Here is an 11,743-nt window from a genome sequence, read left to right on the forward strand (position 1 = left end):
AGGCCTTTCACCTGTTTGGTGTCTGGTCCGTTTCCCGTGTTACGGTCTCGTGGGGAGGCTCTTCCGGTGATGTGGAGCCGTCCTCTGTCCTGGCATCTTTTTCAGGGTCGGAAGGATAGAGATTGTCCCGGAATGGAATGGGTACGCCATCAGAGAAATATCCATTTTCCACCTTCAGGTCCCTGGATGGTCTGTCCCGGCTGAACCTGTTGATGAGCCATGGAAACAGTCTTTCATGGTAATAGACGACATAAAGGGCTACCCAGAAAAACAGGCAGAGAAGGGCCAATATGAGATCGAGATGCTTCATCGTGTGATCCAGTCATGAGTTCTGGTTCTGTTCTGGACAGGTAGACCAAATTTTTTCGCATAATATCGTCAGAATACCTTGTCAGCCAAGGGCGTTGGGGGGCAAGAAAGGGGCGGACTGATCGGTATCAGTAGCGATAATGCTCCCCGCTTTGTTGGGGGCAGACAGTTGAGGCTGCATTTTCATGGTGTCTTCCCTTAAACCCCGTTCTTCCCTCGATGCTGACAGCGTACGTGATGCCTATCGCCGTTGGGCCCGCATGTACGACAAGGTTTTTGGCGGTGTATCCGCTTTCGGGCGACGGCGGGCCGTGGCGGCTGTCAATGCGCTTCCGGGCACGCGTGTGCTGGAGGTGGGAGTTGGAACCGGGCTGGCCCTTCCTTCCTACAGGTCCGACAAACGCATTACAGGAATCGACCTCTCGGAAGACATGCTGGCCCTTGCCCGGGAGCGTGTGAAGAGGGAAGGTCTCCGTAATGTTGATGAACTTATGGTGATGGACGCCGAACATACCACCTTTGCCGATAACAGCTTTGATATCGCCGTCGGCATGTTCGTGGCCTCTGTCGTGCCTCATCCGGACCTGCTTCTGGCAGAGTTGAAGAGGGTGGTGAAACCGGGGGGACACATCCTTTTTGTCAACCATTTCCTTGCCCGTGGGGGCCTTCGGCTGAAGGTGGAGAAGGTCATGGCCCGGGCCTCCCGTGCGCTGGGCTGGCATCCTGATTTTGCCATTGAATCCCTGCTTCCACCGGAGGATATGGCCCGGGCGACCATCGTGCCCGTCCCTCCGGCGGGTCTGTTCACCCTCGTGACATTGCCGCCTGAGAAGACTAAGTAGGGGAAATCCATCTGCCTCCGAGAAAGGCAGATGTTTCATGGTGGCAACAGGCTGGCGGAATAGAGTGACTTCAAGGCCGTTATTTCAGACAGTATCTTCATCCCGTCATGGGAGAAGCGGTGGGGCGTTTTTTCTGCTGGCGTTGTTTGCTGGCATGTTGGGGGGCGCCATGGGGTTGCCTTTCCTGCATGTGCATCCGTCTTCTGGTGTCGTTGTGTCCCATGCCGTGCTGATGACATTTTATGTTGTATGCCCGGCTTTTCTGGGCGGGATGGCCCGCTGGTTCCTGCCGGACCTGCTGAAAGGCGAGGGCATGGCTCTGCCGTTTGCGGTCCGTACCGGTTTTGGCGTGCTGGCTGTAGGTGCCTTTCTGCTGCCGGTCATGCCGTTTGTCGGGCTGGCTCTCTGGAGCATTGGCGTGCTGGCGCTGGCTTTCAATGTGCTGGCCACGGTTCTGGAGATGCGGTCCATCCCCTTCCGTGATTGTCCGCCGCTGGTCTGGGCGTTTCTGGCCAATGCTCTGTCTGTGCTCATCATCGCTCCCGTTCTGCTGGCTTTTCTGCTGCGGAGTGGTCTGGCTGGTGCCGGGCCGGAAGCCCTTCTGACGGTTCTGCGTGGCAGTGTGGAAATGACCCTGCTGAGCGTGCCTTCGCTTGGCATCATCATGGCTGCTCTTCTGCCCGGGCAGAAGGAGCAGGGGTGGGTACCCCGCTGTGCTCCCCATGCGTTTGGCGTCATGGGTGTGGTGCCTGTTCTGCTCTGGGCTGACCATCTCTTCGGCGGGCTTCCGTCATCGGTTTACAGCGCTGGATTAAGCATCGGGCTAGGGGTTCCCTGTCTGGTTCTTCTCGTAGCCTTTGCCAGGGATATATGGCGTACTGCCCTGCCATCGGGGCCAGTGGCGGCCTGGGCTTCCGGTGGGCTTGTATTGCTGCTTGCTGGCTGGGCCGCCATGCTGACCGAACCAGTCTGGGGCATACAGGGGGTGCCGCCGGGGGCCTTCGTTCTGGGGGCGGCAGGGCATCAGCTTGTGATGTTCGGCAGCCTTCTTGCTCTCAGTGCAGCTTTCTATGGCTGGTGCGGGGCCAGACTGGCACGGTGGGGGCGATCTTTTTCCATTTTTGGCATGATTCATGCTTTCATCACGTTTGTCGGGGCGCTCTGTTCCATTCTGCCGCAGCTGATCGTGCCTGCCGTGCTGTTGATGGGCTGCAGCCTGCTCATGTTCGCCCTGTCTGCCGGAATGGTCTGGTATGGCCTGCTGGTAGAGCGGACCCAGGGGACAATGGGGCTTTTTCCTGAAGAGTAAGGTGTTTTTCCATGCAGGCATCATCCGGTCTTTCGGCCTCTCCACTGGCCCGTTTTCTGGGGGCGCTGCGTGTCGAGGGACATGCTGGTGATACGGCTCTGCAAGATTGGGTGGCGCTGCTCAAACCACGAGTGATTTCACTTGTGGTCTTCACCGGGTTGGCGGGCATGGCCGTAGCGCCGAAATGGCCGTCCGTACCTGTCGGGCTGGTCATCATTGCCTGCATCTGCATCGGGGCCGGTGCGGCGGGTGCCATCAACATGTGGTATGATCGTGACATTGATGCGATCATGAAGCGGACCCGCGTTCGTCCTGTTCCCGGAGGGCGGGTCGAACCAACGAGTGCGTTGGTTTATGCGGTTGTGCTGTCGGTAGCCTCCGTTGTGCTGCTCTGGTTGGCGACCAACCTGCTGGCGGCAGGGATTCTGGCTTTTTCCATCTTTTTTTATGGTGTGATCTACACCATGTGGCTCAAGCGCAGCACGCCGCAGAACATCGTGATTGGCGGCGCAGCCGGAGCTTTCCCCCCCATGATCGGTTGGGCAGCGACGATGGGATCGCTGGACGTGCTGCCGGTGGTGATGTTCGCCATCGTCTTTCTGTGGACGCCTCCGCATTTCTGGTCGCTCTCCCTTTATGCGTGCAAGGATTACGAGAGTGCGGGCATCCCCATGCTGCCAGTCGTGAAGGGCGCACGCCATACACGCTGGCAGATCGTCATCTACACTTTCATTCTGGGGGCCGTGTCTCTTGTGCCGAGCGTGGTCGGGCAGTGTGGCTGGTTCTACACGGTCTGTGCCAGCCTGCTGGACCTCGGTTTCATCTATTACGGCCTGCGGGTCCTGTTCGACAGACAGGATGAGAAGGGAAACAGCCTGACGAAAGATAAACCGGCCCGTCATGCGTTTCGCTATTCACTGGCCTATCTGTTCTTCCTCTTCTGTGGCCTTCTGATTGACAGGGTTCTTCTGGCATGAGCGATCATAACACTCCTTCCCGTCGCCAGGGCCGTCTCTTCGGCATTGTTCTCGGGCTTTCCTTTTTCACGCTGGCCCTGTTCGTGGTGGCTTTGTACCGACTGTGACGTCTTCTCGTAGATGGGAAAGAAAAACCCCGCCTGCCTGTCCATGAAAGGTTCAGGCAAGCGGGGTTTTTTCATTCAGGTGAGGGCGGCTGAGAGGCAGGGTGGCTGCCTCTCGCCCAGGGGAGTGGTCACCCGGCCTGCTGGATGGCGGAGAGGATCCAGTTGCCCCGGCCATCGGCACGGAGGAAGGTCCAGAGTTCCGTGATGGTCTGGCGTTCGGTTTTGCTGCCGTCCAGAACATTGCCCATGCTGTCGGTCGTGACATCAATGGCGGAATATTGCAGGGCCACGGTGGCGTAGGTGATTGTGCCTTCCCGCCAGGCTTCGGCAAGGTCACCCCGCAGGAACTGGATATCAGAGACGATGTTGCGGGCACCACGGCTTGTCAGCTCGGAAAGCTGGTTGTTGAAGTAACTGACCATTTCAGGCGTCGCCATGCGCTGGAGGGACATCATGTCCTGTGCGCTCCAGGCAGCCTGTACGTTTATCAGCAACTGCTGGAAGGTGCTGTAATCATCAGGCGTCAGGGTCACGCCCTGCGAAGGAGCCTGCTGCGGCTGGCTGGTGAAGGGGGAGGAAGCGCCACCGGCTGCACCAAACAGGCCAGAGCCACCTGCATTGCTGGACATGGTGTTGTTGGAAGACCGTTTCCGCCAGAGTTTGATGAGGAAATTGATGATGAAGGCAACGACCAGCACCTGAATGAGGAAGCCGAAGAAGGACCCGCCGCCCCCGCTGAAACCGCTGAAGAAGCCATGCCCGCTCAGCATTCCGAACAGCCCGGCCCCAAGGAAGCCACCAGCCAGCCCGGTCAGAAAGGGGTGCCGCATGGCAAAGGGTGGTCGCATGCTGTTGCCGAAGTTTGGCCGACTGAAGCCGCTCTCCGGTGCCGGAGAGGCATAGGACGGCGTGCGGGGCGTCATGCTGCGGTCCATGGGCCGGGTCCAGTTGGGGGTGAGGCTGGTGCGGGGCGGGGGGCTATAGGTGCGGGAGCCCCGGCTGCCCAGGGAAGACCCCATGCCAGCTCTGGCATCGGCAGCCGGAGCAAGGGCAAAGAGTGGCAGGCACAGGGCTGCCGCTGCGAGGGGGAAAAGACGAATACGCATAATCTGGTCAGTCTCCAGCAAGACTCATCTGGTCAATACGGATGGTTGGGGCGTGATGGCCCGTCATCAGGTTGAGGTCATTGGCGGGGATGAGCCGCGCAAACATGTCAAGCAGATTACCTGCCACCGTGATGCCTGATACAGGCTCGGCAATCTCGCCATTGCGGATCATGAAGCCTGAACCGCCCCGGCTGTAATCGCCTGTCAGCATGTTGATGGCGTTGCCCATCAGTTCGGTGATGAGCACACCCTCCCTGATATCACGTCTCAGTTCTTCAGGGGAGTGGGTGCCCGCATGAAGGAACAGGTTGGACGGACCGGGGTGGACATTGCCCCCGCTGGTCCGGTTGGCCCGGCCATTGCTGGCGGGCAGACCCAGCCTGCGGGCACAGCGGCTGTCCAGCAGCCAGTGGCGAAGCTGCCCGTCTTTTACAAGGTCCAGCGGCAGGCAGGCCGTGCCCTCACCATCAAAGGGGCGGGAACCGGCAAGACGGGGCAGGGTCGGGTCATCGGTGATGGTGACGCCAGACCCAAATACCGCTTCATTCAGCCTGTCCTTGAGGAAGGAAGTCCCCTGCACGATGGCGGATCCATTGATCGCCCCAGCGAGATGCCCCAGCAGGGAGCCGGACACGCGGGGGTCGAACAGGACCGGATAGAGGCCCGTTCTGGGGCGGGTAGGGTTCAGCCGGGCAAGGGCACGGCGGGCCGCCTCATGGCCCAGCCGGGCAGGATTTTCTAGGTCGGCCTGATGCACGGCACTGTGCAGGGCATAATCCCGTTGCATCCCTGTTCCTGTTCCCGCCAGGACGCTGACGCCACAGCTGTGGCCGCTGCGCTGATACTGGCCGGCAAAGCCGGCACTGGTGGCCAGGGCGATGTCCTGAAGGGTCGTGCTGGTTGAGGCACCACTGCTGTTGGTGATGCCTGCATGTGAGAGGGCTGCGTCTTCCATCTCACGGGCTCTGTCCAGCAGGGCCGGCGTATCCGGCGTGCCAGAGGGGTCGAGCAGGTCGAGCTTTGCAATCGTGCTGGCAGGAACAGGCATGAGCGGTTCGTCTGCCAGACCGTCATCAGGGGATGGAGGAACGACCCTGGCCATGGCACAGGCCCGTTCTGCAAGCTGTGAGAGGGCTTCCGGCGTTACGTCATTGCCGGAGACCGTGGCCACACGGCCCTGATGGAAGACACGCAGCCCGAGGGACAGGCTCTCCGCATGGCGGAGGCCTTCCGCCTGACCCTGCCGGATCATGGCGGAGCGGCTCCGGCCACGGAGCATGACCGCATCGGCATGGTCGGCACCGTGCTGGCGGGCAAACTTCAGGGCGGCCTCAAGATGGGGGAGCAGATCGGTCATGCGGATTTCAGTGCGGCGTGGATGGCATCTGGCCCGGGGATGTTGCGGGCTGGTCCCATGGTGGTCAGCGTCGGAGCCCCGTTGAAGATGGTCCGGGCCATGGCCAGGACGTCCTCTTCCGTTACGGCATCAATCTTGCGGATCATGTCGCTGGTGGAAATGATGCGGTCATGGACCTGAATCTGGCGGGCGATCTGGGCACAGCGGCTGCCTGTGCTCTCCAGCGACATGAGCAGCGAGGCCTTGAGCTGCGTGCGGGCACGGTCCAGTTCTTCCTTGCTGATTCCCTTCTGGAGGGTGCTGAGCTCAGTCAGGGCGGCAGGAATCAGTTCGTCCGTCTTGTCTGGCCCGGTCCCGGCATAGAGGCCGAACATGCCGCTGTCCGCAAAGGGGCTGGCAAAGGTGTAGACGCTGTAGACGAGCCCGCGCCGCTCCCGGATTTCCTGGAACAGACGGGACGACATGCCACCTCCCAGCAGGGTGGAGAGGATCATGGCACTGTAATAGCCTTTTTCCCGATAGCCGGGGGCGGGGAAACCCAGCAGGAGGTGGACCTGGTCCAGCTTGCGGTCCGTCTGCTTCATCCCGCCGACATACCGGCCCGGTACGGCCTGTGGTGGCGTGTGCGTGGGCAGGTCGGCAAAATGGGTACGGACGAGGTCGACAACCTCATCATGGTGGAGATTGCCCGCTGCGGCGATGACCATGTTCTGCGTGCTGTAATGCTCATGCATGTAGGCCATGAGCGTCTCCCGGCTCATGCTGGCGATGCCATCTTCCGTGCCAAGGATGGGGCGGCCCATGGGCTGATCGGGGTAGGCACATTCCTGGAAATGGTCAAAGACGATGTCATCAGGCGTATCATTCGCCTGACCGATTTCCTGAAGGATGACACCACGTTCCCGCTCCACTTCTTCCGGCAGAAAGGTGCTGTGGGTGAGGATGTCGCCGATGAGGTCCACGCCAAGGGGCAGATCATCCTTCAGCAGCTTGACGTAATAGGCTGTATTCTCCCTGGCCGTGTAGGCGTTGAGATAACCGCCCACATTTTCGATTTCCTCGGCAATGCGGATGGCAGAACGACGCCCTGTTCCTTTGAAGGCCATATGCTCGAGAAAATGGGCTGCTCCATTGGTGGCTTCGCTTTCATGGCGGGTGCCAGCAGCCACATAGGCTCCGAACGAGACGGTTTCGACACGCTCCATCCGTTCCGTCACGATGTTGAGGCCATTTTCAAGAGTCGTACGTCTGATCTGTTCGCTCATGCAGTTCTGCGTGTCCATGATGTGAGAAGAAGCGGAAAGTGTTTGCAATATGGGGTGCCGGGAGTCTTTTTCCAGTCCCCCCGTTTTTCACGGGGCAGACGGAAAAGGGGACAGCCTGACAGGGCCATCCCCTTTTGCCCATGTGTAGCAGCCAGCGCAGGACTCAGCGTCCGCGATGCGCCCGGACAGCCGCTTTGACCTTTTCGAGGTCGTTGGGAAGAACCTCATAACGTTCCTTGCGGGAGAAGAGGTCTGCCAGATGCGGCGGCAACTCCGGATGGATGCCGGTTGCTTTCTTTACGGCATCGGGGAACTTGGCCGGGTGGGCCGTGGCGGCGGCCACCATCGGCACGCCCGCTTCGCGGAAGCGCCGCCCCGCTGCCAAGCCGATGGCGGAGTGAGGGTCTGCTAGATAATGGCTTTCAGCGTAAAGTGCCTTCATCGTGGCGGTCGTCTGCTCGTCACTCAGGGCAACGCCGTGGAAAGTTTCCCGGATCTGCTCCCAGGCGTCATGTGGCACGGCCATGCAGCCCGTCTGCCGGAATTCTTCCATGATGGCACGGCAGCGGTTGGGATCACGGCCCAGCATCTCGAACAGCAGACGCTCGAAGTTGGACGAAACCTGAATGTCCATGGAGGGGGAGAGGCTCGGCTCCACCTGCCGCTTCGTCATGTCGTTGTTCAGAAGGAAGCGGGTCAGGATGTCGTTCCGGTTGGAGCCGACACAGAGATGATCGACAGGCAGCCCCATCTGGCTGGCCACCCAGGCGGCCAGGATGTTGCCGAAGTTGCCGGTTGGCACGGCGAAGGAAACCGGGCGGTCCGGCCCACCAAGAGCGAGGGCGGAGCGGACATAATAGGGAATCTGGGCTGCAATGCGGGCCCAGTTGATGGAGTTGACGGCGGAGAGGGCGCAGTCCGTACGGAAGGATTCATCGGCGAACATGGCTTTGACCATGTCCTGACAGTCATCAAAGTCGCCTTCCACGGCGATGTTGAGGACGTTGTCCTCCAGCACTGTGGTCATCTGGCGGCGCTGGACTTCCGACGTCCGGCCATGGGGATGGAGAATGACGATGGACACATGTTCCCGGCCACGGAAGGCCTCGATGGCGGCGGATCCTGTATCGCCCGATGTGGCACCGACAATGGTCACATGGTGGTTGCGCTGTTTCAGTACATGTTCGAAGAGGCGGCCAAGCATCTGCATGGCCATGTCCTTGAAGGCGAGCGTCGGGCCGTGGAACAGCTCCAGCGAAAAGAGACCATCCTCCACTTCCACCAGCGGTGCTACGGCGGCATGGTCGAATTGTCCGTAGACGTCGTGCGCCATGGTACGGAGTGTGTCACGGTCTATGCTGCCCTCGGTGAACAGGCCGATGACCTCTGCCGCAAGGTCGGCATAGGAGAGGGTGCGCCAGCCTGTCAGGGTCTCGCGGGGGATATGCGGCCAGTGATCGGGCATGTAGAGCCCGCCATCACCAGCCAGACCGCTGAGCAGAATATCGGAAAAGTCGGGGGCAGCGGCATCCAGTGTGCCGCGGGTAGATCGATAACGCATGCCCCCACTATATCACCGAAACGCCATCAGGGCAGGGTAATTTCCAGAAGATGCTGGTGATTGGTTGTTGGGGCCGGATTCGTGCCGTTTTCCGGCATGGCGGAACCGGTCAGGACAGCCAGCCGTCCCGGCACGCCTGAGCGGCCTTTGAGCAGTGTGACGGCCTGGGCATCATAGAGTTTCTCATCATGAAGCAGGCGCCAGGGCAGGCGGTCGGCACCAAAGGCGAGCAGGTCTCCATGTTCGATGTCGATCATGTAGATCGTGTCATCCCGGCTGATGGTCATGCCGCCAAGGCTGGGGGTACGGCGCCAGTTTGTCATGGCTTCTATCCGTTCCGCCGGGCCAAGGCTGGAATCGGTCAGAATGTCAGTTCCGATTCGGTAAAGTGGTCCTGTCGGGGTCTGATAAAATAGCCAGTTTTTGCCGTGGTCCAGTAGAAGGAAGCGTACGTTGCCCCCCGTTTTGGGCTGCCCCTGTGCCGTCGTGACGGGCTGGCCATGTCGGATGAGAGGGGCATGGCTGCTGAGGGAGGGGGCGCCTTCCAGCAGACGCTCTGCATGACCGCTCCTGAGGTCGATGATGACGAAAGCCGGAACGCCGTCATCGACCAGAAAAGCCTTGCTGTCCGTGACCTGAAGGGCCGAAATGTGGCTGCCGACGGCCAGGGCGTTGCTGAAGCCGATATGGTTGAGGATGACCCCTGTATCCGGTGCGATATTGAGCAGTGCGGGCGTGGGCGCCTGTGTTACGGCCCAGAGGCCCTGGGATGTCGCCGTCAGGGCCGTGATGGCGGGCAACTCGTCCATCAGGAGAGTGAGGCGGCTGTCCACGGGGTCCAGACGATAGATCTTGCCCGTCATACCCAAGGCGAAGGGGGACCCATCGGGAAGGGAATTCAGCGAGGGGGCCAGCGGCAGGCTCAGCTCATGTTCGCCAACAATCCGGGCCTGCACATGGGCGTCCTGCCAGGGGCGGTCTGCTCTGGCAGCGGGGCTGAGCCCCAGAACGGCGGCCGACATGATAAGGGCTGAGGTCAGCAGTGAGGACAGACGTATTTTCATGGCAGGTATCTGGGTGTTCCCCGATGGTTTTGCAAGTTCCGGCCTTTGGGAGCTGGTGAGTGTGGCAGATGGGGGAGGGTCAGGCCGAGCAGAAAGCCCGTGGCTGGAGCTGTGAAGGCCCAGAGGAACAGTCCGTCCAGTCCTTCCAGAAGGCAGGCTCCGGTCAGGCCGGCGGCAGGCAGGGCCAGGCGGAGAAGCGTCTGTAGCGTTCCGGCAGGGGGAAGATGGCAGGGATTCTGTCGCCTGTAGGTGGGCAGTCTGTTGAGATGGAGCAGCCAGACAGCAGCCCAGAGGCCCATGAGGAACAGGATGATCATGCCGCCTGCTTTCGGAAAAGATGCAGAAGAACGGACAGGGCAGCCAGTCCAAGGCAGGCTGCCAGAAGGTCCACGGCGCCGAAGAGGAGAGGTCGCCCCGTATGAAAAGGGCGAGTCAGCAGGTCGAGTCCTGTAGTGCCAGTACCCAGAACAGCCACAAGGGCGAGCTGCTGGCAGGTTGCCGGTCTGATGATGAAGGCATGGAGCAGTGAGAGGCTCCAGAGACCGAAGAAAACACTTTCTTCCCAGAGAATGGGCGACAGGGAAAACGGCGTGGGGAGGCGTGTGCTCCAGAACAGGGCCAGCGTGGCCAGGGGCAGCCCCAGTGTGGTGGCGATGGTGACGGCCTCATGACTGCACTGGAGGCGCTGCCGGATTGTGGAGGAAACAGGGTGATGGGCGATGCTGTTCCTTTCCGACTGCAGGAAGAGGACCAGGCCGGACCCGATGATGATGCAGCCCATCAGACCGCTGAAGCAGTAGAACCAGCGTGTTGCCAGTCCGGCCCAGCGCAGGTTGTGCAGTCCCACGAAGAAGCTGTGTACGGTCGGGCAGACGGACCGGGGCGGCAGGGTGGGGTGGGAAGGTGTCAGGGCCTGCCTCTGGAGGCAGAAATGCGGGGTGTCAGGGCCATAAAGGCCGATTTCCCTGCCGGTCTGCATGAAGAATCCATCTGCTACTGTGCCCCACTGCCGCAGGCCGTTTTCGGTCAGGCTGCTGATGATGGCGGGAGACAGGAACGGTGGTATGGCTGTGTGGGCCTGATGGCGACTGGCATGGCCTGCGGGGTGATGCGGCGGGTTCATCATGTGGATGAGCTTCTGGGACTGCAGGACCACGCCGGACAGGCCGATGATGAACAGGACGGGCAGGCTCAGCGTGCCGCACAGCAGGTGCAGGTCCAGCCAGCGGCGTTGGGAGGCAGCCCGGGGGCGGAAAAGCAGCAGGTCCGGCAGGAAGCGGCGCAGCTGGAGCCACAGGCCGGTCAACAGTGTCACGAGCAGACCGATGCCTACGGTGGTTGTCAGTATCTGCCCCCATGGGCTGGGCAGGTGAAGGCTGGCATGGAGGGTCACGAAAAACGTGCCGCCGGTGACGTCATGGTCTGTCAGCGGCAGGCCCGTGTCAGGCGCAAGGGCCGGGCCGAGGAAGATGCGCCCATCATAGTGCCAGAGGCGGAAAACGGGGTCCCGTGGAGAGGGAAGTTTCAGGAAAGCGAAGATGCCCGTGTCGAGCTGTGTCTTCAGATTCTGTCCGGCCTTCAGCAGGCCGGTGCGTGTCATGGCGGGCAGGGGACTGTGGAGGGCGGTGCGGGGCTGCATCCAGCCCTGTATTTCCGGAGAAAAACAGGCCAGCGAGCCGGTGAAGCAGAGAACGAACAGGAAAAGGCCAGCCGGGAAGCCGATCCAGCGATGGAAAAGGCGCAGTGCGGTGCGGAGCCTTGGAGACATGATGGACGCAACACGGCATAAATGAGAATGATTCTCATTTATTACGAGGTTTTGGCAGTTCTGTAAATGGGGCAGGAC

General features: G+C 60.8%; 11 protein-coding genes. 3 read left to right on the forward strand and 8 right to left on the reverse strand.

Annotated features, from left to right (window positions below):
• Positions 1-7: 7 nt before the first annotated feature.
• Complete coding sequence (locus tag CPA54_RS01850) at positions 8-310, reverse strand: hypothetical protein (RefSeq protein ID WP_154981581.1); 303 nt, start codon at positions 308-310, stop codon at positions 8-10.
• A 184-nt stretch (positions 311-494) separates the two neighbouring features.
• Here CPA54_RS01850 and CPA54_RS01855 point away from each other — a divergent pair, with 184 nt between their 5' ends.
• The 3 genes from CPA54_RS01855 (at position 495) to CPA54_RS01865 (ending at position 3,437) form a co-directional block, all read left to right on the forward strand.
• On the forward strand, positions 495-1,151 hold the full coding sequence (locus CPA54_RS01855) for a class I SAM-dependent methyltransferase (protein WP_103765432.1): 657 nt from the start codon (positions 495-497) through the stop codon (positions 1,149-1,151).
• A 169-nt stretch (positions 1,152-1,320) separates the two neighbouring features.
• On the forward strand, positions 1,321-2,460 hold the full coding sequence (locus CPA54_RS01860) for a hypothetical protein (protein ID WP_249085433.1): 1,140 nt from the start codon (positions 1,321-1,323) through the stop codon (positions 2,458-2,460).
• Between the two features lie 11 nt (positions 2,461-2,471).
• Positions 2,472-3,437: a heme o synthase gene (locus CPA54_RS01865; protein ID WP_103765434.1), complete on the forward strand. Its 966-nt coding sequence runs from the start codon at positions 2,472-2,474 to the stop codon at positions 3,435-3,437.
• 235 nt (positions 3,438-3,672) lie between these two features.
• On the opposite strand, the gene CPA54_RS01870 is transcribed toward CPA54_RS01865, so the two are convergent.
• The 7 genes from CPA54_RS01870 to CPA54_RS01900 all read right to left on the reverse strand — a co-directional run bounded on the left by CPA54_RS01870 (position 3,673) and on the right by CPA54_RS01900 (position 11,665).
• Complete coding sequence (locus CPA54_RS01870) at positions 3,673-4,650, reverse strand: TIM44-like domain-containing protein (protein ID WP_043560579.1); 978 nt, start codon at positions 4,648-4,650, stop codon at positions 3,673-3,675.
• 7 nt (positions 4,651-4,657) lie between these two features.
• Positions 4,658-6,007 carry a TldD/PmbA family protein gene (locus CPA54_RS01875; protein WP_086431092.1) on the reverse strand — a complete coding sequence of 450 codons (1,350 nt, stop codon included), beginning with the start codon at positions 6,005-6,007 and terminating at the stop codon, positions 4,658-4,660.
• Positions 6,004-7,272: a pitrilysin family protein gene (locus CPA54_RS01880; protein ID WP_086431190.1), complete on the reverse strand. Its 1,269-nt coding sequence runs from the start codon at positions 7,270-7,272 to the stop codon at positions 6,004-6,006. Before CPA54_RS01880 ends, CPA54_RS01875 begins: the two co-directional genes overlap by 4 nt.
• A gap of 163 nt (positions 7,273-7,435) precedes the next feature.
• Positions 7,436-8,833, reverse strand: a complete 1,398-nt coding sequence (gene thrC / locus CPA54_RS01885; RefSeq protein ID WP_043560577.1) for a threonine synthase — start codon at positions 8,831-8,833, stop codon at positions 7,436-7,438.
• Positions 8,834-8,859: 26 nt separating this feature from the next.
• A complete protein-coding gene (locus tag CPA54_RS01890; protein ID WP_086431090.1) occupies positions 8,860-9,897 on the reverse strand; it encodes a hypothetical protein in 1,038 nt (345 codons plus the stop codon).
• The gene (locus CPA54_RS01895; RefSeq protein WP_043560575.1) at positions 9,894-10,214 is read right to left on the reverse strand and encodes a hypothetical protein; all 321 of its coding nucleotides are present in this window, start codon (positions 10,212-10,214) and stop codon (positions 9,894-9,896) included. Before CPA54_RS01895 ends, CPA54_RS01890 begins: the two co-directional genes overlap by 4 nt.
• Complete coding sequence (locus tag CPA54_RS01900; protein ID WP_249085434.1) at positions 10,211-11,665, reverse strand: PepSY domain-containing protein; 1,455 nt, start codon at positions 11,663-11,665, stop codon at positions 10,211-10,213. The genes CPA54_RS01895 and CPA54_RS01900 overlap by 4 nt, the downstream gene beginning before the upstream one ends.
• Positions 11,666-11,743 lie beyond the last annotated feature (78 nt).

This window comes from Parasaccharibacter sp. TMW2.1890 (assembly GCF_023337645.1).
Lineage (GTDB): Bacteria > Pseudomonadota > Alphaproteobacteria > Acetobacterales > Acetobacteraceae > Bombella > Bombella apis.

Bases quoted from the DNA above. Each gene is read 5' to 3' on its own strand.
- CPA54_RS01875 (WP_086431092.1), bottom strand. From the start codon at position 6,007: ATGACCGATCTGCTCCCCCATCTTGAGGCCGCCCTGAAGTTTGCCCGC.
- CPA54_RS01900 (WP_249085434.1), bottom strand. From the start codon at position 11,665: ATGTCTCCAAGGCTCCGCACCGCACTGCGCCTTTTCCATCGCTGGATC.
- CPA54_RS01850 (WP_154981581.1), bottom strand. From the start codon at position 310: ATGAAGCATCTCGATCTCATATTGGCCCTTCTCTGCCTGTTTTTCTGG.
- thrC (WP_043560577.1), bottom strand. From the start codon at position 8,833: ATGCGTTATCGATCTACCCGCGGCACACTGGATGCCGCTGCCCCCGAC.
- CPA54_RS01880 (WP_086431190.1), bottom strand. From the start codon at position 7,272: ATGAGCGAACAGATCAGACGTACGACTCTTGAAAATGGCCTCAACATC.
- CPA54_RS01870 (WP_043560579.1), bottom strand. From the start codon at position 4,650: ATGCGTATTCGTCTTTTCCCCCTCGCAGCGGCAGCCCTGTGCCTGCCA.
- CPA54_RS01865 (WP_103765434.1), top strand. From the start codon at position 2,472: ATGCAGGCATCATCCGGTCTTTCGGCCTCTCCACTGGCCCGTTTTCTG.
- CPA54_RS01855 (WP_103765432.1), top strand. From the start codon at position 495: ATGGTGTCTTCCCTTAAACCCCGTTCTTCCCTCGATGCTGACAGCGTA.
- CPA54_RS01860 (WP_249085433.1), top strand. From the start codon at position 1,321: ATGGGGTTGCCTTTCCTGCATGTGCATCCGTCTTCTGGTGTCGTTGTG.
- CPA54_RS01895 (WP_043560575.1), bottom strand. From the start codon at position 10,214: ATGATCATCCTGTTCCTCATGGGCCTCTGGGCTGCTGTCTGGCTGCTC.
- CPA54_RS01890 (WP_086431090.1), bottom strand. From the start codon at position 9,897: ATGAAAATACGTCTGTCCTCACTGCTGACCTCAGCCCTTATCATGTCG.